A 17,844-nucleotide genomic window follows, 5' to 3' on the forward strand; every position below is an offset into this window, starting at 1 on the left:
AGGGTAAGCCGGGTGAACGGCAGGTGAACATCCGCCCCACGGGGGATGTCCGCCGTCGGCCGTCCCCCCGGGGCCGGACCTACCGCGCGTCGGGGGTGTCGTCGGCCGGGACGTAGAACGCCGTCGTGGCGGCGACGCGCGCGGCGACCTCGTCCGCACCCAGCCCGTCCGCCTCCGCGAGCGCCGCTCCCCACGCCTCGCTGCTCGCGACGTTGAACGCGCGCAGCTCGGGGCTCGCGAGGACCTCCTCGGGATCGAGCGGTCCGGCCCCGTCGAGGTGCAGCCCGAGGCCCAGCAGCGCGCCGTCCCAGCCGACGCCGACGGCCCCCGGGCCGTACACGTCCCACATCTCCGGCGGCACGACGGCGGTGTGCTCGAGCGTGAGGGTCGTGCCGCCGTCGGGCGCGGGCGCGAGGCGGAGCTCGACGACCGACGAGTCCTCCGGTGTCGGCGGGCCCATGACCCAGGTGAGCCGGAGGAGGTTCGGCGCGTCGCACGCGCGGATCTCTCCGCCCGCGTTGCCCTCGACCTGGTAGGTGCCGCCCACCCGGAAGTCGCCCGTGACCGGCAGGAACCAGCGCGGGATGCGCTCGGGGTCGGTGACGGCGTCCCACACGTCCTCGACGTCGGCGGGGTAGGTCCGCTCGATCGTCAGGACGCGGGCCTCGCCCGCGGGGAGCGTTCCCGTCCCGAGGGAGCGTCGCGCGGACTCGAGCTCGGCGATGAAGTCCTTCATGCTGTCCTCCTGGTGGTGTCGGTCGGGCGTCCGGCGCCCTCGTCGGCGGCCGCGGCGCGTCGCCGCTCGCGGGCGCCGCGAGCGAGCTCGGTGCCGAGCGCGTCGAGCCGCTGCTCCCAGAACCGGCGCAGGCCCGCCGCCCAGTCCTCGACCTCGTCGAGCGCCGCGGGGTCGAGCGCGTAGAGGCGTCGGGTCCCCTCGGGCCGCACGGTCGCGAAGCCGCTCGTCCGCAGCACCTTGAGGTGCTGGGACACGGCCGGCTGGCTGATCCCGAACTCCTCGCCCACGAGCGCGGCGAGCTCCCCCGCCGGTCGCTCGCCCTGGGCGAGGTGCTCGAGCAACCGGCGCCGGACCGGGTCGCCGAGGACGTCGAACGCTTCCATGACGACCATGTTTCATTGGTTACTTATATAAGTCAAGACCTATCGAGAGTCGTCGCCATGACGCGCTGCGGGCCGGCGCTCCCGCCGAGGTAGGCGCCGCGGTCCGCCAGGCCCGCCCGGGCGTAGGCGCGGCGCCCCGCGGCGTTGCGCTCGTTGACCGTGAGGACCAGGGCGGCGTACGGGGTGGCCCGACGGCGCACGCGCGCCAGGTCCGCGACCGCGCCGGGGAGCAGGGCCGTCACGCGCGAGCCGACCCCCGCGCCCTGCGCGGCGACGTCGACGAGGAATCCACGGAAGAGCACCACGTCCGCCGAGGCGGCACCACCGAGCAGCGCCACGACCTCGTCGGGCGCACCGCCCGGGTGCAGCACCCCGAGCGCGACGACCTCGCCCCCGGCGGCCCGGGCGACCAGGAGGTGCCGGTCGGGGTCCGCCAGGGCCGCGTCCACGACGTCCGCGGCCGGCGGGACGAACGCGTCCTGCCCGGGACCGAGCCGCAGCGCGCGGGCGGCCGACAGGAGGTCGTCGCGATCGGCTGTGGGCACGGTGTCGAGCAGCACGAGCTCGAGCGGGAGCTCGGCGCGGGGGTCCGACGACGGCGGGTCCGAGACCGCACGGGCCCCGGGCCGGGCGGTCACCGCCGCTTCCCGCCCTTCCCGCGCGAGCCGCGTCCCTTCGAGGGGCCACCGCGCCCCTGCTTCCCGGCACCGGCACGCCCGCTGCGCGACCCTCCCCGGCCGCCGGAGCCACCGCGCGAGCCCTGGTTCGCGGGTCCGCCGCGGCCGCCCTGCGCACGGGGCGTCGCGGTCTCCTCGGGCACGGCCACGGCGCGGCGACCCCGCGAGCTGTTGACGGTGCGGCCCCGCACGATCCCGACCATCTCCTCGACCAGCTCGTCGTCGCGGTCCGCGACCCACGCCAGTGCGACCGGGGCGGTCGGCGCGTCGTCGAGCCGCCGGTACGTCACGTCCTTGCGGTGGTGCAGGCGCGCGAGCGACTGGGGCACGACCGCCACCCCGACGTTCGCCGCGACGAGCACGACGGCGTCGCCCGTCGTCGCCGGACGCTCGACCGCCGGCCGGCCCGGGGGCTCCGGGGCGTCGTCCGCGGCGCCGGGCTCGCCCGCCCACGGCACGACGTCGTCGAGCGGGCGCAGCAGCACGTCGTCGGCGAGGTCCGCGAGCGCGACCGGCTCCTCGGGCTCGAGCGCGGCGAGCAGGTGGTCGCGCGAGACGAGCACGACCGGCGCTTCCTCGTAGAGCCGGATCGCGCTGAGCACGTCGCGGTCGACCGGCAGGCGGAGGATCGCGGCGTCGGCCTCCCCGTCGCGCAGCGCGCGCTCGGCGTCGCCCGCCTCGACGGCGACGAGGTCGAGCGGCACGTCGGCGAGGCGCTCGCGCCAGGTGCGCACCCACTTCGCCGGGGTCGCGCCCGGCACGTACGCGAGCCGGAACCGCCGCACCGCACCGCCGTCGTCGGGGGTCTCGCCGTTCGTCACCTCGGGGGCCGTGCCCGCGTCGTCGTCCACCCGACCAGCCTAGGCGCGCCGCCGACACCCGACCGGCCGACTACCCTGGAGCCCATGACCCCCAAGCAGTCCGCGCAGACCATGAAGCCCGCCACCGCGGCGAAGAAGCTCGGGGTGTACCTGCCCGCCACGCCGCCGGAGTTCCAGGAGGGCACGATCACGCGGGCCCAGCTCGAGGAGCTCGAGAAGAACCCGCCGGAGTGGCTCGCGGACCTGCGCCGCAACGGCCCCCACCCGCGACCCGTCGTCGCGGGGCGCCTGGGCGTCTCCATCTCCGGCCTCACGCGCGGCGGGCTCACCGAGCCGCTGACGACGGAGGAGATCGACGCGCTGCGCCAGGACCCGCCCGCGTGGCTCGCGACCGAGCGCGAGGTGCAGAAGAAGGTCCGCGCCGAGGAGGAGCGGCTCGCCGCGGCCCGCACCAAGAAGGGCTGAGCGCACGCCGCGCCCTCCGGGCCCTGTGGTCTAGCCTGCCGGGATGCTGCGCATCTCCGACGTCACCTTCCTCGTCCGCGACCTCGACGAGGCGATCGCGTTCTTCGTCGACGCCATCGGGTTCGCCGTCCGCCAGGACGAGGTGGTCGGCGGGTCGTGGCGGCGCGTCGTCGTCGGGCCGGACGACGGTGGCACCGGCCTCGTCCTCGTCCCCACGACGGGAGACGTCCTGGGACGGCAGGCCGACGGTGACGTCGCGCTGTTCCTCGAGACGGACGACTTCGCCGTCCAGCACGCACGCATGCTCGCGCACGGCGTGGTGTTCCGCGAGGAGCCGCGGCACGAGCCCTACGGCACGGTCGCGGTGTTCGAGGACCTGCACGGCATGCCGTGGGACCTCGTCGAACCGCCTCTCAGCACCTGAGCCGCCCGGAGCGTCACTCCACGGGCGCGGCCTCGCCCACGCCGGCGGACCGGGCGGCGGCCCGGTCGGTGTGCCCGAGCGCGAGGTCCGGTGCGACGGCGTCGCGCACGCGCCGCTTGAGGTCGGGGATCTCGGGGAACCCGCCGTCGGCCTTGCGGTCCCACAGCAGCACGGGACCGTCTCCGGCGTCGAGCGTGACGCGGAAGACGCCGTCCGTCCCCGGCACCAGCGCGACCTCGCCGAGACGGGTGCGGAACGTCTGGAGCAGCTCCTGGGCGACCCACGCGGCACGCAGGAGCCACCGGCACTGCGTGCAGTACTCGACCGCGACGCGCGCCGTCCCGCGCGGCGGGTCGGTGGGCGCGGGCGTCTCGGGACCGGGCAGCCCGGCGTCGTCCGTCATGGCGCTCAGCCTACGGTCGGGCGCGTCGTCTCAGGTGCCCCGTTCCGCGGGCAGCCGCCCGCTCGCGACGGCCGCCTCGAGCGCGGCGAAGTCCTGCTCGACGACGTCCGCGTACGCGCACGACCAGCGCGCGATCGCGTCGTCGAACGCGTCGGAGCGGCCGAGGTACCCGTGGGCCACGCGGGTGCCGGGCGACTGGCTGTGCGCGCGGGCGAGCACGCGCCCGCAGAGCTCGCCGTACCGGACGAACTGCGCGGCGGAGAGCCGGTCGAGCTCGACCGACCCCTTCATGTCGCGGAACTGCCGCCAGAAGAAGTCGACGCGGGGCCGCCCCGTGCGACCCGGCGCCTCGACCGTGGTCCAGCCGAGGAACGGGTCCGACTGCGCCTGGAGGATCCGCTGGGCGGCGACGACGCGTCGCCCCTGGGCGGGCACGCTCCCTGCCGGCACCAGACCCGAGGGCAGCGCGTCGACCATCCCGCCGTAGGTCGCCAGCACGGACCTCGTCGCCTCCTTCACCTGGAGCACGAGCGGTTCCCCCGCGGGCCCCTCGAGCAGCACGATGTAGCAGCGGGTGCCCACGCTGCCGACCCCCACCACGCGCAGCACGAAGTCGACGACCGTGAACTGGCTCAGCAGCAGGCGCGCGTCCGCGCGCAGCGGCTCGCGGTACGCCTCGAACAGGGTCGTGAGCTCGTCCAGGCTCGCCGTGTCCACGTGCTGCGTGACGGGCGGCTGGTCGACGATCCGGGTCCGCCCGTCGGCGGACAGCGCCGTGATCTTCTGGACCACCTGCTCCGACGTACGACGGCGGGCCTTCTTCAGGGTGCGCTTCAGCTCCAGCCGCCCCTCCTTGAGCAGGAGCGGCTCGATGAGCTCCGCGTCGACCTGGAAGGCGTACCGGTCCAACGCGCTGCGGTCGTACGCGGCGGCGACCGCCTCCCGGTAGCCGCGCGCCGCACCCCGCGCCGCCTCGCGGCACTGCTCCTCCGACATGCCCTTGTCCCGTCCCCCCACGTGCATGCTCGCGGAGAGCCGCTTGACGTCCCACTCCCACGGCGCGTCGGACGCCTCGTCGAAGTCGTTGAGGTCGAACAGGACGCGCCGCTCGGGCGACGCGAACAGGCCGAAGTTCGAGACGTGCGCGTCGCCGCACGCGACGACGTGCACCCCGGTCCGCGGACCGTCGCGCAGGTCATGGGCCATCGTGGCCGCCGTCCCGCGGTAGAACGCGAACGGCGACTCGAGCATGCGCCCGATCCGCAGCGGGACGAGGTCCTGGAGCCGGTCGCGGTTCTGCTCCTCGATGATCGCGACGGGGTCGCGCTCCGGGAGGAGCAGCTCCCCCTGGGTGCGGCGCGGCACCCTGTCGCGCAGGGCGCGCCCCGCCGCGCGGGACTCGGCCAGGGTTCGCGGGACGTCCACGGGTGCCTCCTCGCTGTCCGGGAACCGCACAGTAGCGCTCGCGGCGGCGCACGGCACGGCGACGCCGGGTGAGGTTCGGCGGAGCGACGGCGCAGGCGCGACCGGGCGGGGAGCGTCGTGCCGTCGGGGAGACTGGACCGGTGACGACCTCCCCGCCCGACCTCGCCGCGCTGCTCGCGCGCCTGCGTACCGACGACACCGGCCCGGGCCGCGAGGACGCCCCGGTCGCCGTGGACCCCGTCGACCGGCTGCTGCTCGACCTCCTGCTCGACGAGGCCGCGCCGCGGCTCGCGGGCGCCGGGCCGGGGGCCGTGGCGGTCGTCGACGACCGGTACGGGGCCCTCACGCTCGGCGCCGCCCTGCTCACCGCCACGGCGACGACCGAGGACGGTCCGGCGTCGGGAGACGGGCGCGCTGCGAGGGCGCGCGTCCACCAGGACGCCTGCACGGCGGAGGCCGCGCTCGACGCGAACGCGGCGGCGCTCGGCCTGACCGGCGCGTACGTGCGCCACGTCCTCGGGACCGGTCTGCTCGCCGGGGCGCGCGTCGTGCTGCTGCGCCTGCCCCGCAGCCTCGCGGCGCTGCGCGACGTCGCGGAGCACGTCGCGCGCGAGGCCGACCCGGACGTGGTGCTGCTGGCGGGCGGACGCGTCAAGCACATGACCCGCGCCATGAACGACGTCCTCGGCGAGTCGTTCGCGGACGTGCGCGCGAGCCTCGCGCGCGGCAAGTCCCGCGTGCTCGTCGCGTCGTCGCCGCGCCCCGCGCACGACGGGTTCACCTACCCCGTGACGGCCGACCTGCCCGACGTCGGGCTGCGGGTCGCGGCGTTCGGGGCCGCCTTCGCGGGCGCCGGCCTGGACCTCGGCACGCGGTCCCTGCTCGAGCAGCTCGGCGCCGCCGCCCCGGACGGGTCGGCGCCCGGGGGCACGGGGCCACGCGACGTCGTCGACCTCGGCTGCGGGACGGGGCTGCTCGCCACGTGGGCGGCCCGGCGCTGGCCGGAGGCGCACGTCGTCGCGGCGGACCGCTCCGACGCGGCGGTGCGGTCGGCGGCGCTCACGGCGCGGGAGAACGGGGTCGGCGACCGGGTGCGCACGGTGCGCGACGACGCGGGCGCGACGCTGGCCGACGCGAGCGCCGACGTCGTGCTGCTCAACCCGCCGTTCCACGACGGCGCAGCCCTGCGCACCGACGCGGCGCACCGCATGTTCGCGACGGCGGGGCGGGTCCTGCGGCCAGGCGGGGAGCTGTGGTGCGTGTGGAACTCGCACCTGCGCTACCGGCCGGCGCTGGAGCGCGCGGTCGGGCCGACGACCCAGGTCGCGCGCGGCCCGCGGTTCACCGTCACCCGCTCCACGCGCCGCTGAGTGCTGGGTCTTCGTCGTCGGGACGGCTCGGCGGCGACGAAGACCCGGCACTCAGCGCGGAGGTGTCACTGGACGTCGACGACGTCCACCACGAAGACGAGCGTGTCCGTGCCCGCGATGCCGGCCTGCGGCACGCCGCGCTGGCCGTAGCCGTGCTCCGGCGGGATCGAGAGCAGCACGCGCGAGCCGACGTTCTGGCCGACGAGGCCCTTGTCCCAGCCGCCGATCACGGCGCCGACGCCGATCGGGAACGCGATGGTGTCGCCGCGGTCGTAGGAGTTGTCGAACACGTGGCCGCCCCACGCCTGGCCGAGGTAGTGCACGACGATGTTGCGCCCCGACGTGACGGCCGGGCCGTCGCCCTCGCTGAGCACGACGACCTGGAGACCGCTGGGCGCGTCCGTCTCCGGGAACGTGAGCGTCGGCTTGTCGCCGAAGGATCCGGATGCGGTCGGAAGGGTGGGCTGGTCGGTCACGAGGTTGCCTCTCGTCGGGTGCAGGAAAGGCCGCGCGGACGCGGGTCTCCCTACCCTACGCGGGTCGCTCCGAGGCGGCCGGGGGTGTCCTCCACCCGCCCTCTTGCGAACTTTGGCTAATGGCATTAGCCTTGGGGCTATGAACACGAGCCAGCGATCCACCGTGCACCACCTCACCCGGGCCGAGGGGCGCCTCGCCTACACCGACGAGGGCGACGGGCCCCTCGTCGTCGCCTCGCCCGGCATGGGCGACCTGCGCGCCACCTACGACGACGTCGCCCCGCACCTCGTGGCCGCGGGCTACCGCGTGGTCGTCGTGGACCTGCGCGGCCACGGCGACAGCGACACCACGTTCTCGACCCACGGCGACGAGGCGACGGCGTCCGACTACGTCGCGCTCGTCGAGCACCTGGACGCGGGCCCCGCCGTCCTGCTGGGGAGCTCCATGGCGGCGTCGGCCGCCGTGATCGCCGCGGCCGAGCGCCCCGACCTCGTGCGCGGGCTCGTCCTCCTCGACGGGTTCCTGCGCGAGCCGTCGTCGCCCGCGAAGCTCCGTGCGATGCGCGCGCTCTACCGCCTCGCGCTCGCCCGGCCGTGGGGCGCCGCGTTCTGGGCGTCGTTCTACGGGTCGCTGAACAAGGGCCGCACGCCCGCGCGCCTCGCCGCGCACCAGGCTGCGATCCGCGCCAACCTCTCCGAGCCGGGGCGCCTGCGCTCCTTCCGGGACCTCACCCTCCAGCTCGACCACCGCGTCGTCGAGCCGCGCGTCGCGCACGTCGAGGCACCCGCGCTCGCGATCTTCGGCGCGCTCGACCCCGACTACGCAGACCCCGCGGCAGAGGCCGCGTGGGCCCAGGAGTCGCTCGGTGCGACGACCCTCGTGCTGCCCGAGGTGGGCCACTACCCCCAGCTCCAGGCGCCGGAGGAGGTCGTGGCCGCGACGCTCGCGTTCCTCGCCGACCTGCCCGACGCCGCCGCGCGCCCGAGCGACGCGCGCGCCGAGGGGTCGGAGAGCACCCGTGGCTAGGGCGGGGCTCTCGCACGCGGCGGTCGTGCGGATCGCCGTCGACCTCGTCGACGCGGGCGGCCCGACCGGCTTCGCCGACCTCACGCTCGCGAAGGTCGCCGCGCAGGCGGGCGTCGCGACGCCGAGCCTGTACAAGCACGTCGGGTCGCTCGCGGCCCTGCGGCGCGAGGTCGTCGTCGTGTCGGTCGAGGACTACACGCGGGCGCTCACCGACGCGACGGTCGGGCTCGCCGGGCCCGACGCCGTCGCCGCCCTCGCGCACGCGACCCGGCGCTACGCCCGCGCGCACCCGGGCCGGTACGCCGCGGTCCAGGTGGCGCCCGACCCCGACGACCCCGCCGACGCCGCGCTGTCCGCGGCGGCCGGGCGCAGCGTCCAGGTCGTCGGCGCGGTGCTGCGCGGCTTCGCCCTCCCCGAGGACCGCACGATCGACGCGATCCGGTCCGTGCGCGCCAGCCTGCACGGATTCGTCGCGCTCGAGCTCGGCGGCGGCTTCCGGCTCCCCGACGACCTGGACGAGAGCTTCGAGCTCCACGTCCGCTCGATGCTCGCCGGTCTCGCGGCGCTCACCGGCGGCTCCTGACCGCGCGCGCCCGTCCTGGACCGCACACCGGACCGGGCGGACACCCACCTGTTCCCGCGAACCCCCGGAGGCTCCCATGAGCTCGACCACCACCGCAGCGCCCGCCACGCCTACGTCGTCGACCTCGACCCGACGCCTGACCGCCGCCGCGCTCGTCGCAGCGGGTACGGGCTTCGTCCTGTTCCCCGTGCTGCGACCCTGGCCGGACGAGGCGCACCCGACCGCCGAGCTCGCCGCCGCGTTCGCGTCCGACCGCTGGGTCGTCGCGCACCTGTGCGGCATCCTGGCGATCGGCCTGCTCGCCCCGGCGCTCCTGGGCCTACGATCGACGGTCGCCGCCCGGGCCCCACGGCGCACGGCCGATCTGCTCGCGTCCGCGACGGGACTCGTCTGGGCGGGTGGATTCCTCGCCGCGCTCTTCTTCGGTGCGGAGATGTTCGGCATCCAGGCGATCGCGAGCGCGGCGACCTCCACGAGCGACCCCGCCGCCACGGGGTTTCTCGACGTCGTGACGGACCTGCGCGCGGGACCCCTCGCCGTCACGCTCTTCGGCGCGGGGCTGATCCTCCTTGCCGCAGGCGGCCTGCTCGCCGCCGTCGCGCTCCGCGGCGTCGCGCGCTGGTGGTTCACCCTGCCGTTCACCCTCGGCCTCGTCCTGCTGCTGCCGCAGTTCTGGGGCGGTCCCGGACTGAGGGTCGCGCACGGCGTCCTGCTCGGCGCCGGGTGCGTGCTGCTCGCCGTCGTGGCTCTTCGCCGACCACGACCCTGATCGCTGCCGAGCACGACACGGGGTCGCCATCCACGGGATGACGACCCCCTGGTCGTGCTCGGCAGGTGCCGGGGAGAGTCAGCGCGCGGCGACGAACCCCAGGAGGTCGTGCCGCGTGAGGACGCCGACCGGGTCGCCGTCCTCGACGACGAGCAGCGCGTCGGCATCGTGCAGCGCGGCCCGGACGGCCTCGACGCCCTCGCCCGCGCCGATGAGCGGGAACCGGGGCTCCATGTGCTGGTCCACGCGGTCGGCGAGGGAGGCGCGGCCGGAGAACACGGCGTCGAGCAGCTCGCGCTCGCTCACCGACCCCGCGACCTCGCCGCTCTTCACCGGCGGCTCGGCGCCCACGACCGGCATCTGGGAGACGCCGTACTCGCGCAGGATCTCGATCGCGTCGCGCACGGTCTCGCTCGGGTGCGTGTGCACGAGGTCGGGCAGGCGCCCGTCCTTGGCGCGCAGCACGTCGCCCGCGGTCACGCCCTCCTCGTCGGGCAGGAACCCGTACGACCGCATCCAGGCGTCGTTGAAGATCTTCGACAGGTAGCCGCGCCCGCTGTCGGGCAGCAGGACAACGATCACGGCCCGGTCCGCGGCCTCCGGGTCCTCCTCCTCGAGCCGGCGCGCGAGCCGCAGCGTCGCCTCGACGGCCATGCCGCACGACCCGCCGACGAGCAGGCCCTCCTCGCGCGCGAGGCGCCGCGTCATCGCGAACGAGTCCGCGTCCGTGACGGGGATGACCTCGTCGGGGACCGTCGGGTCGTAGGCGGCCGGCCAGAAGTCCTCCCCCACGCCCTCGACGAGGTACGGGCGCCCGTCGCCCCCGGAGTACACCGAGCCCGCCGGGTCGGCGCCGACGACGCGCACGCGACCGCCCTCGGCCTCCGCGCGGTCCGCCGAGACGTCCTTGAGGTAGCGCCCGGTGCCGGTGATCGTGCCACCCGTGCCGACGCCCGCGACGAAGTGGGTCACGCGGCCGTCCGTGTCCGCCCACACCTCCGGTCCGGTGGACTCGTAGTGCGACGCCGGGCCGTTCGGGTTCGCGTACTGGTTCGGCTTCCATGCCCCCGGGATCTCGCGGACGAGGCGGTCCGACACGGAGTAGTAGGAGTCCGGGTGGTCCGGCGCGACGGCGGTCGGCGTCACGACGACGCGCGCGCCGTACGCGCGCAGCACGTCCCGCTTGTCCTGGCTCACCTTGTCCGGGCAGACGAACACGCAGTCGTACCCCTTGCGCTGCGCGACGAGCGCGAGGCCGACGCCGGTGTTGCCGGAGGTGGGCTCGACGATCGTGCCGCCCGGCGCCAGCTCTCCCGACGCCTCCGCGGCCTCGACCATCTTCAGCGCGATGCGGTCCTTCACCGAGCCGCCGGGGTTGACGTACTCGACCTTGGCGAGGATCGTCGCGCTGAGGCCTTCGGTGACACGGGACAGCCGGACGAGCGGGGTACCGCCGACGAGCTCCGAGACGTGCTCTGCGTATCTCATGCCTCGATCATCCCCGATCCGCGCGGCGCCGTGCGTCGTTCGACACCTCGGCGGCACGAGGGAGGGAATTTCCGTACGGTGTACAGCGTTGAGCCCTCCGACTGCCCCGACCGAGAGGTGACCCGTGCCCGAGACGACCACCGCCGCCCCGCACCCGAGCGCCCCCGCGACGGCGCTCCCCGACCTGCCCGGCGTCGCCGCCCAGGCCGAGCGCCTCGTCGCGCTCGGCGTCCACGAGCTCGCGGGTCTGACGTCCGACGCGCTCCGCGCCGCCGCGACCGGGCTCGCCGGGACCGCGCCCGCCGGGTCGCTGCTCGTCGTCGACCCGCGGCTCGCGCCGCCGTCGGCCCTCGCTCCCCTCCTGCGGCTCCCGGCGCGCGACGGCGAGAAGGAGGGCTTCGTCGTCGTCGACATGACGGACGTCGACCGGTTCGCGCCGATCGAGGGCGTCGAGGTCCCCGACGGACCGCTCTACGTGGTCGCGGGCCCGGACCGAGGCGACGACCTGGCGAACTGGTCGCCGGACGAGGCGCTGCCCGAGCTCACCGCCCGGGGCCGGACGCCGATGCTGCTGCACGAGGGCATCCACTGGGCGCTCCAGGCGCCGAGCGTCCTCACGCGCAACCTCTGCTACATGACGATCGGGTCGCGCCTGCGCACGCCCGACGGCCGTCTCGACGCCCGCACCCCGGCGCTGTGGATCTCGAACGGCACGGGGCGCGACGGGCGCGAGCGCCGCGGCGCGCCGAAGGTCGGCTGGTGCTGGGCGGGCAACCGCCACACCTGGCTCGGCTTCGCCTCGACCACGGGCCGCCTCCCCGCCTGACCCTGCTGAGTGCATGAAAGAGTCGCGGCGGAGACCTCCGACCGCGACTCTTTCACGCACTCACGGGATGGCGGGGTGAGGCGGTCAGCCGACGAAGCCCAGGAGGGCGACGAGGACCACGACGACGCCGAGGACGACGACGAGGAGCGGCCGGTCGGAGGCCTCACGCGCGGCGAGGCGACCGAGCCCGCCGCCGATCGCCGCGGTGACGCCGACGACGGCGGCCGCGCCCGCGACGAGTGCTCCCCCGCCGCTCGCACCGGCGTCGGCGAGCTGCCGCGCGAGCCCGCCGGCGAGCAGCGACCCCCACAGCGCACCCGCGACGAGACCGAGCGTGGCGAACACCAGCGCGGCCCGGCGCTCGGACGCGTCGCGCGTGATCCGGGTGCCGAGCCAGGCCACCGCGGCGCCCGCGGTCGGCACGCTGAGCAGGATGAGGAGCGCCGCGAACGCGAGCCACGCGGGCGGCGCGCCGGAGACGACCATGTAGAGGACCTGGACGCCGAGCATCGCCGCCGCGGCGACGACCAGGCCGGCGAGAAAGACCGGCACCCGCGGCGGGACGTCCGCCGCGGGTGCCGGTTCACGGGTGCTGCGCGCCACCGTCAGTCGCTGCTCTGCAGGATCGCGAAGAGGCGCAGGAACTCGAGGTAGAGCCAGATCAGCGTGACGAGCAGGCCGAACGCGGCCGACCACGCGAACTTGGCCGGCACACCGCCCTCGACGCCGCGCTTGATCGAGTCGAAGTCGACGATGAGCGACGCCGCCGCCAGGCCGACGCCGATGACGCTGGCGATGATGCCCCACCCGCTGTAGAGCCCCCAGCCGCCGAGGACGCCCGTCATGATGAGCACGACGTTCACCAGCGAGAAGACCAGGTAGCCGACCATCGCGATGAGCAGCCAGCGCATGAACTTCGGCGTGACCCGCACGCGGCCGGACTTGAACAGGAACAGCGCGGCGGCGAACGTCGCGACCGTGGCCACGACGGCCGACGGCACGACGCCGTTCCACGCCGTCTCGTAGAAGCGGCTGATGCCGCCGAGGAACAGGCCCTGCGCGAGCGTGTACAGCACGATGAGCGCGGGGCTCGGGTTCCGCTTGAACGAGTTCACCAGGCCGAGCACGAGGCCGACGACGGCGCCGATGATCCACAGCGCCGGCATCTGCGGCGTGACCATCCACGATCCCGCGCCGACCACCACGAGCAGGGCGAGCAGGCCGCCCGTCTTCATGATGACGTCGTCGTAGGTCAGGCGCTTGGTGTCCGCGGTCGTCGCCGACGGCGCGTTGTACATCGCGTCGAGCGACGCGGCGTCGGCGGTCTGGGCGCCGTAGGCACCCCACTGCGCGCCCTGCTGCTGGGGCGGCGTGCCGTAGGCAGGGCCCTGCCCCTGCGGCGGCGGGCTCCCGTAGGCGGGACCGGCCTGCGTGGCCGCCCCACCGCGCTGGTTCTTCGGATCACCGAAGACCGCGCTGTTGTTGAAGACGGGGTTGCTCATGAGCTCCTCCTGGTCGCGGCGTCCACTACCTCTCAGCGGGCCTCGTCATCGGCGTCTCGCCTCGAGTCGGGTGTCGCTGGCCTGTGTTCATCCTAGGGAACGTGCGAGCCGTGGCCACTGTTCCCGCCGGTTTTTCGCCCCGAGACGGCGAAGTCCCGACCAGCGGACCACCCGACGACGTGCCACGTACGCCGCGCGGTGTACGCCGCCCGGCCCACACCCCGGGCAAGATACGTCGCACGGGGGCCGCCCGACGTCGTGCACGTCCCTAGGCTCGAGACGTACCTCGCGGAGAGGACCCCGGTCAGACCGGTGCGACCCTCGCCCCGCGAGCACCAGAACCATCCCGGACGAACGACCCTCGGAGGGGCGAAGTCATGATCGAAGCACGCGGCCTGACCAAGCGGTACGGGCCCAAGACCGCGGTGGACGGCATCTCGTTCACCGTGCGTCCCGGGACCGTCACCGGCTTCCTCGGCCCCAACGGCGCCGGCAAGTCCACGACCATGCGCATGATCATGGGTCTGGACCGTCCGACCGCGGGGACCGTCACCGTCAACGGGCGCCCGTACGCGCAGCACCGCTCCCCCCTCACCGAGGTGGGCGCGCTGCTCGACGCGAAGGCGGTCCACACCGGGCGCACCGCCTACAACCACCTCCTCGCGATGGCCGCGACGCACGGCATCCCGACCAAGCGCGTGGACGAGGTCATCGAGATGACCGGCCTCCAGTCGGTCGCGAAGAAGCGCGTCGGCGGCTTCTCGCTCGGCATGGGCCAGCGCCTGGGCATCGCGTCCGCCCTGCTCGGCGACCCCAAGACGCTCATCCTCGACGAGCCCGTCAACGGCCTCGACCCCGAGGGCGTCCTGTGGGTGCGCAACCTCGCCAAGTACCTCGCGTCGGAGGGCCGCACGGTCTTCCTGTCGAGCCACCTCATGAGCGAGGTCGCCCTCACGGCCGACCACATCATCGTCATCGGCAAGGGCCGGATCATCGCGGACGCCCCGGTGAGCGACATCGTCAACGGCGCGCAGCAGCGCACGGTCCGCGTCCGCACGCCGCACGCGACGCAGCTCGCCGAGATCCTCACGAGCGACGGCGCGACCGTCACGAGCGACGAGCCGAGCCTGCTCGTGGTCACCGGCGCGGACGCGCCCGGGATCGGCGAGCTCGCCGCCGCGAAGGGCTTCGTCCTGCACGAGCTCACGCCCGTCACGTCGACGCTCGAGGACGCCTACATGGCCCTCACGGCCGACTCGGTCGAGTACCAGACCGAGTCCGCGCAGATCCACATCGGCCACGGCGCGGCGGGTGCGCCCGCGAGTGCGCCGGCCCCCACCGACTCCCTCGAAGGAGCGCAGCGATGAGCGCCACGACCCTCGCCCCGGGCGCCACCAGCCCGACGGCGTCCCGCACCTCCCCCTACCGCCTCACCTTCGGCCACGTGCTCCGCTCGGAGTGGATCAAGTTCCGCTCGCTGCGCTCCACGTGGTGGACGCTCGGCATCACCATCGCGGTCATGGTGGGCTTCTCCCTCATGTTCGCGGCCGTCGTGTCCTCGATGGACTCGGCGGGCGTCTCGGCCGAGGAGGCCGGGATGGGCGCGTCCGACGGCGTCGGCGTCATGGTCATCACGGTCGGCTACTCGTTCGCGCAGCTCGCCGTCGCGGTGCTCGGCGCGCTCACCGTCACGGGCGAGTACTCCACCGGCATGATCCGCTCCACGCTCTCCGCCGTCCCGCGCCGCACGCCCGCGCTCGCGGCCAAGATGATCGTCGTCGGCGTCGTGACGGCTGTCTCGACCGTCGTCGCCGTCGGGCTGTCCTACCTCGTGACCTACCCGATCCTGTCGGGCAAGGGCATGACGGTCGACTTCTCGTCCGCGGACGACCAGCGCGCCCTGATCGGCGTCGTGCTCTACCTCACGGCCGTCGCGCTGTTCTCCGTCGCGATCGGCGTCCTGCTCCGCAGCTCAGCCGGCGCGATCTTCACGCTCGTCGCCGTGTTCTTCGTCCTGTCGATGGTCCTCAACATCGTCATGGGCGTCACGGGGGCGGACTGGGTCCAGACGCTCATGAACTCGCTGCCCGCGTCGGCAGGCGAGCAGGTCGTGCTCGGCGGCGGGATGTCGTCCCCCGACGCGATCGGCCCGTGGCCGGGCTTCGCGGTGCTCGCCGGCTGGACCGCGGCGCTCACCGCCGCCGCGGCCATCGTGCTCAAGCGCCGGGACGCGTGACCTCCCGGCCCACCACCCCGCCGACGCCGGACGAGCAGCCCGCTCGTCCGGCGTCGGCCGTGACGCGCCCGGGAGCCGCAGCTCCGGGCGCGCCCGCGCCGCTGGCGATGCGGCCCGCGCCCGAGCCGTTCACCGAGCTCGACGCCCGGCGCCTCGGCCCGGTGCGTCGGTACTTCGCCCGGCACCCCGTCGTCATGGACTGGGTCATCGTCGCGGTCTTCGTCGTGCCGGGGGTCCTCTACTCGCTCTTCGCGGAGCAGCCCCACGGCTCCTCGCCGTTGTCGCTCGTGTTCTTCCTCCTCGGCGGGGCGCTCCTGTACTGGCGCCGCCGGCGACCCGTCACCGTCGCGCTCGGGCTCACCGTCCTCGGTGTCCTCGCGATCGCGGTCACCGGCGACACCGCCGGGTTCGAGGTCGCGGCCATGTTCGCGGTGTACGCCGTCGCGGCCTCGCGGCCGTCCCGCATCGCGTGGCCGGTCCTCGCCATCGTCGTCCTGGCCCTGTCCGCCGCGACCCTCCTCTGGTACGACGTCATCACCACCGCGGACGGCGAGGTCCTGCGCCAGAGCGTCGAGCCCGGTCGCGCGACCGTCGACCGCATCGTCGGCATCCTCGTCACGACCGTCCTGTGCCTGATCGCCCTCGCGATCGGCACCAACGTGCGCGCCCGCCGGCAGCACGTGTCCGACCTCGTCGAGCGGGCGAACTCCATCGCGCGCGACCGCGACCAGCAGGCGCAGCTCGCCGCCGCCGCCGAGCGCACGCGCATCGCGCGCGAGATGCACGACGTCGTCGCGCACTCCCTGACGGTCATGGTCGCGCTCGCGGACGGCGCCAAGGCGTCGGGCGCCAAGAACCCCGAGCTCGCGGGCCACGCGCTCGACGAGCTCACCGCGACCGGGCGGGCCGCCCTCGCCGACATGCGGCGCGTGCTCGGCGTCCTGCGCGAGCCCGGCGGCGAGCAGACCGTGCCGCTCGCCCCGGCGCACGAGACGCCCGAGCTCGAGGAGATCGTCGAACGCTTCCGCACCGCCGGGCTGCCCGTCCGGCTCGTGCGCTCGGGCCCGCAGCCGACGCCCGGCCCGGCGCTGCGCCAGACCGCGCACCGCATCGTCCAGGAGTCCCTGACGAACGTGCTGCGCTACGCGCCCCTGTCGCCCATGGTCCTCGTCGAGGTCTCACGCCGCGCCGAGCCGGGTGCCGACTGGCTCGAGCTGCGCGTCGTCAACCAGGCCGGGCGCCGCCCCGGCGAGGGCGCGAGCGCCGACGAGCGCGTCCTGCCACCGTCGGTCGCGGAGCAGCACCCGCCCGGCGTCCCGGTCGGGACGGGCCGCGGCATCATCGGGATGCGAGAGAGGGCGGCCGTCTACGGCGGTACGGTGTCGGCGGGGCCGAGCGGGACCGGCTGGGAGGTGCGGGCGAGCCTGCGCCTCGACCTCGACCCCGGCCGGGAGACCGGCGGACGCGACGACGGACGGGAACGCACATGACGGACAGCGACGCACCGACCCGGGTGCTGCTCGTCGACGACCAGGCGCTGCTGCGCATGGGCTTCCGGATGATCCTCGCCGCCGAGGACGACATCGAGGTCGTCGGCGAGGCCGGCGACGGCGAGACCGGGATCGCGCAGGCCGCCGCGCTACGGCCCGACGTCGTGCTCATGGACGTCCGCATGCCCGGGACCAACGGCATCGAGGCGACCGAACGCATCGTCGCCGCGCAGCCCGAGTCGCGCGTCATCATCCTCACCACGTTCGACCTCGACGAGTACGCGTTCGCCGCGCTGCGCGCCGGTGCGAGCGGGTTCCTGCTCAAGGACGCCAAGCCGGGCGAGCTCGTCGGGGCGATCCGCGCCGTCGCGAGCGGAGACGCCGCCGTCTCCCCGCGCATCACGCGCCGCATGCTCGAGATGTTCTCCGCGCAGCTCCCCCAGGACGGCACCGTCGCCCCCGCCCCGAGCCAGACCGGCCTGCACGACCCCCGCCTCGCCGAGCTCACGGCGCGCGAGCTCGAGGTCTTCGAGGCCCTCGGCGAGGGGCTGACGAACGCCGAGATCGCCGAGCGCTTCGTCCTGTCCGAGGCGACCGTCAAGACCCACGTCGGCCGCGTCCTCGGCAAGCTGGGCCTCCGCGACCGCGTCCAGGCCGTCGTCCTCGCCTACGAGACGGGCGTCGCCCGCCCCTCCTGACGGCTCCTCCCTCGGCGCCGAGCAGGTGGTTCCGGCACGTCATGG

At 74.9% G+C, this 17,844-nt stretch carries 21 protein-coding genes; 11 read left to right on the forward strand and 10 right to left on the reverse strand.

Annotated elements, in window-relative coordinates:
• Window positions 1-79: 79 nt before the first annotated feature.
• The 4 genes from ACFVN3_RS18050 to ACFVN3_RS18065 are packed head-to-tail and all read right to left on the reverse strand — an operon-like array spanning window position 80 to window position 2,647.
• Window positions 80-736: an SRPBCC family protein gene (locus ACFVN3_RS18050; protein ID WP_378234335.1), complete on the reverse strand. Its 657-nt coding sequence runs from the start codon at window positions 734-736 to the stop codon at window positions 80-82.
• On the reverse strand, window positions 733-1,128 hold the full coding sequence (locus ACFVN3_RS18055) for an ArsR/SmtB family transcription factor (protein ID WP_378234337.1): 396 nt from the start codon (window positions 1,126-1,128) through the stop codon (window positions 733-735). The genes ACFVN3_RS18050 and ACFVN3_RS18055 overlap by 4 nt, the downstream gene beginning before the upstream one ends.
• Window positions 1,129-1,151: 23 nt before the next feature.
• Window positions 1,152-1,757 (reverse strand): GNAT family N-acetyltransferase, encoded by a 606-nt coding sequence (locus ACFVN3_RS18060; protein WP_378234338.1) that lies wholly within the window; start codon window positions 1,755-1,757, stop codon window positions 1,152-1,154.
• The gene (locus ACFVN3_RS18065) at window positions 1,754-2,647 is read right to left on the reverse strand and encodes a LysR substrate-binding domain-containing protein (protein ID WP_378234339.1); all 894 of its coding nucleotides are present in this window, start codon (window positions 2,645-2,647) and stop codon (window positions 1,754-1,756) included. Before ACFVN3_RS18065 ends, ACFVN3_RS18060 begins: the two co-directional genes overlap by 4 nt.
• Window positions 2,648-2,701: 54 nt before the next feature.
• On the opposite strand from ACFVN3_RS18065, the gene ACFVN3_RS18070 reads away from it, so the two are divergent.
• Both ACFVN3_RS18070 and ACFVN3_RS18075 read left to right on the forward strand, forming a co-directional pair.
• On the forward strand, window positions 2,702-3,082 hold the full coding sequence (locus tag ACFVN3_RS18070) for a DUF5997 family protein (RefSeq protein ID WP_378234340.1): 381 nt from the start codon (window positions 2,702-2,704) through the stop codon (window positions 3,080-3,082).
• Window positions 3,083-3,125: 43 nt separating this feature from the next.
• Window positions 3,126-3,506: a VOC family protein gene (locus ACFVN3_RS18075; protein ID WP_378234341.1), complete on the forward strand. Its 381-nt coding sequence runs from the start codon at window positions 3,126-3,128 to the stop codon at window positions 3,504-3,506.
• Between the two features lie 13 nt (window positions 3,507-3,519).
• Here ACFVN3_RS18075 and ACFVN3_RS18080 read toward each other — a convergent pair whose 3' ends face one another.
• Together ACFVN3_RS18080 and ACFVN3_RS18085 are read right to left on the reverse strand one after the other, a co-directional pair.
• Window positions 3,520-3,909 (reverse strand): SelT/SelW/SelH family protein, encoded by a 390-nt coding sequence (locus ACFVN3_RS18080; protein ID WP_378234342.1) that lies wholly within the window; start codon window positions 3,907-3,909, stop codon window positions 3,520-3,522.
• A gap of 30 nt (window positions 3,910-3,939) precedes the next feature.
• Window positions 3,940-5,334: a DUF2252 domain-containing protein gene (locus ACFVN3_RS18085; protein ID WP_378234343.1), complete on the reverse strand. Its 1,395-nt coding sequence runs from the start codon at window positions 5,332-5,334 to the stop codon at window positions 3,940-3,942.
• Between the two features lie 140 nt (window positions 5,335-5,474).
• Between ACFVN3_RS18085 and ACFVN3_RS18090 the strand changes: the two genes are divergently transcribed.
• Window positions 5,475-6,704 (forward strand): class I SAM-dependent methyltransferase, encoded by a 1,230-nt coding sequence (locus ACFVN3_RS18090; protein WP_378234344.1) that lies wholly within the window; start codon window positions 5,475-5,477, stop codon window positions 6,702-6,704.
• Window positions 6,705-6,769: 65 nt separating this feature from the next.
• Here ACFVN3_RS18090 and ACFVN3_RS18095 read toward each other — a convergent pair whose 3' ends face one another.
• Window positions 6,770-7,180, reverse strand: a complete 411-nt coding sequence (locus ACFVN3_RS18095; RefSeq protein WP_087469658.1) for an FKBP-type peptidyl-prolyl cis-trans isomerase — start codon at window positions 7,178-7,180, stop codon at window positions 6,770-6,772.
• 139 nt (window positions 7,181-7,319) lie between these two features.
• Here ACFVN3_RS18095 and ACFVN3_RS18100 point away from each other — a divergent pair, with 139 nt between their 5' ends.
• The 3 genes from ACFVN3_RS18100 (at window position 7,320) to ACFVN3_RS18110 (ending at window position 9,559) form a co-directional block, all read left to right on the forward strand.
• Complete coding sequence (locus ACFVN3_RS18100) at window positions 7,320-8,207, forward strand: alpha/beta fold hydrolase (protein WP_378234345.1); 888 nt, start codon at window positions 7,320-7,322, stop codon at window positions 8,205-8,207.
• A complete protein-coding gene (locus ACFVN3_RS18105; protein WP_378234346.1) occupies window positions 8,200-8,790 on the forward strand; it encodes a TetR/AcrR family transcriptional regulator in 591 nt (196 codons plus the stop codon). Before ACFVN3_RS18100 ends, ACFVN3_RS18105 begins: the two co-directional genes overlap by 8 nt.
• Window positions 8,791-8,866: 76 nt before the next feature.
• Entirely contained in the window at window positions 8,867-9,559 is a 693-nt protein-coding gene (locus tag ACFVN3_RS18110; protein ID WP_378234347.1) for a hypothetical protein, read from the forward strand.
• Window positions 9,560-9,637: 78 nt separating this feature from the next.
• Here ACFVN3_RS18110 and ACFVN3_RS18115 read toward each other — a convergent pair whose 3' ends face one another.
• Window positions 9,638-11,047, reverse strand: a complete 1,410-nt coding sequence (locus tag ACFVN3_RS18115; RefSeq protein ID WP_378234348.1) for a cystathionine beta-synthase — start codon at window positions 11,045-11,047, stop codon at window positions 9,638-9,640.
• A gap of 124 nt (window positions 11,048-11,171) precedes the next feature.
• Between ACFVN3_RS18115 and ACFVN3_RS18120 the strand changes: the two genes are divergently transcribed.
• Window positions 11,172-11,873 carry a DUF5701 family protein gene (locus ACFVN3_RS18120; RefSeq protein WP_378234349.1) on the forward strand — a complete coding sequence of 234 codons (702 nt, stop codon included), beginning with the start codon at window positions 11,172-11,174 and terminating at the stop codon, window positions 11,871-11,873.
• Window positions 11,874-11,957: 84 nt separating this feature from the next.
• Here ACFVN3_RS18120 and ACFVN3_RS18125 read toward each other — a convergent pair whose 3' ends face one another.
• Both ACFVN3_RS18125 and ACFVN3_RS18130 read right to left on the reverse strand, forming a co-directional pair.
• On the reverse strand, window positions 11,958-12,476 hold the full coding sequence (locus ACFVN3_RS18125; protein ID WP_378234350.1) for a hypothetical protein: 519 nt from the start codon (window positions 12,474-12,476) through the stop codon (window positions 11,958-11,960).
• A gap of 2 nt (window positions 12,477-12,478) precedes the next feature.
• Complete coding sequence (locus ACFVN3_RS18130) at window positions 12,479-13,375, reverse strand: Bax inhibitor-1/YccA family protein (protein ID WP_378234351.1); 897 nt, start codon at window positions 13,373-13,375, stop codon at window positions 12,479-12,481.
• A 377-nt stretch (window positions 13,376-13,752) separates the two neighbouring features.
• Here ACFVN3_RS18130 and ACFVN3_RS18135 point away from each other — a divergent pair, with 377 nt between their 5' ends.
• The 4 genes from ACFVN3_RS18135 to ACFVN3_RS18150 are packed head-to-tail and all read left to right on the forward strand — an operon-like array spanning window position 13,753 to window position 17,799.
• A complete protein-coding gene (locus ACFVN3_RS18135) occupies window positions 13,753-14,742 on the forward strand; it encodes an ABC transporter ATP-binding protein (protein WP_378234352.1) in 990 nt (329 codons plus the stop codon).
• A complete protein-coding gene (locus ACFVN3_RS18140; RefSeq protein ID WP_378234353.1) occupies window positions 14,739-15,611 on the forward strand; it encodes an ABC transporter permease subunit in 873 nt (290 codons plus the stop codon). Before ACFVN3_RS18135 ends, ACFVN3_RS18140 begins: the two co-directional genes overlap by 4 nt.
• Window positions 15,608-17,101 carry a histidine kinase gene (locus ACFVN3_RS18145; RefSeq protein ID WP_378234354.1) on the forward strand — a complete coding sequence of 498 codons (1,494 nt, stop codon included), beginning with the start codon at window positions 15,608-15,610 and terminating at the stop codon, window positions 17,099-17,101. The genes ACFVN3_RS18140 and ACFVN3_RS18145 overlap by 4 nt, the downstream gene beginning before the upstream one ends.
• Complete coding sequence (locus tag ACFVN3_RS18150; RefSeq protein ID WP_378234355.1) at window positions 17,098-17,799, forward strand: response regulator; 702 nt, start codon at window positions 17,098-17,100, stop codon at window positions 17,797-17,799. Before ACFVN3_RS18145 ends, ACFVN3_RS18150 begins: the two co-directional genes overlap by 4 nt.
• Window positions 17,800-17,844 lie beyond the last annotated feature (45 nt).

It is taken from the genome of Cellulosimicrobium sp. NPDC057862, assembly GCF_042797035.1.
Taxonomy (GTDB): Bacteria; Actinomycetota; Actinomycetes; order Actinomycetales; family Cellulomonadaceae; genus Cellulosimicrobium.

What these genes read in the sequence shown, in the direction of transcription:
- ACFVN3_RS18050 (WP_378234335.1), bottom strand. Translation starts at nt 736, where the DNA reads ATGAAGGACTTCATCGCCGAGCTCGAGTCCGCGCGACGCTCCCTCGGG.
- ACFVN3_RS18055 (WP_378234337.1), bottom strand. Translation starts at nt 1,128, where the DNA reads ATGGTCGTCATGGAAGCGTTCGACGTCCTCGGCGACCCGGTCCGGCGC.
- ACFVN3_RS18070 (WP_378234340.1), top strand. Translation starts at nt 2,702, where the DNA reads ATGACCCCCAAGCAGTCCGCGCAGACCATGAAGCCCGCCACCGCGGCG.
- ACFVN3_RS18075 (WP_378234341.1), top strand. Translation starts at nt 3,126, where the DNA reads ATGCTGCGCATCTCCGACGTCACCTTCCTCGTCCGCGACCTCGACGAG.
- ACFVN3_RS18080 (WP_378234342.1), bottom strand. Translation starts at nt 3,909, where the DNA reads ATGACGGACGACGCCGGGCTGCCCGGTCCCGAGACGCCCGCGCCCACC.
- ACFVN3_RS18100 (WP_378234345.1), top strand. Translation starts at nt 7,320, where the DNA reads ATGAACACGAGCCAGCGATCCACCGTGCACCACCTCACCCGGGCCGAG.
- ACFVN3_RS18110 (WP_378234347.1), top strand. Translation starts at nt 8,867, where the DNA reads ATGAGCTCGACCACCACCGCAGCGCCCGCCACGCCTACGTCGTCGACC.
- ACFVN3_RS18115 (WP_378234348.1), bottom strand. Translation starts at nt 11,047, where the DNA reads ATGAGATACGCAGAGCACGTCTCGGAGCTCGTCGGCGGTACCCCGCTC.
- ACFVN3_RS18130 (WP_378234351.1), bottom strand. Translation starts at nt 13,375, where the DNA reads ATGAGCAACCCCGTCTTCAACAACAGCGCGGTCTTCGGTGATCCGAAG.
- ACFVN3_RS18135 (WP_378234352.1), top strand. Translation starts at nt 13,753, where the DNA reads ATGATCGAAGCACGCGGCCTGACCAAGCGGTACGGGCCCAAGACCGCG.
- ACFVN3_RS18140 (WP_378234353.1), top strand. Translation starts at nt 14,739, where the DNA reads ATGAGCGCCACGACCCTCGCCCCGGGCGCCACCAGCCCGACGGCGTCC.
- ACFVN3_RS18150 (WP_378234355.1), top strand. Translation starts at nt 17,098, where the DNA reads ATGACGGACAGCGACGCACCGACCCGGGTGCTGCTCGTCGACGACCAG.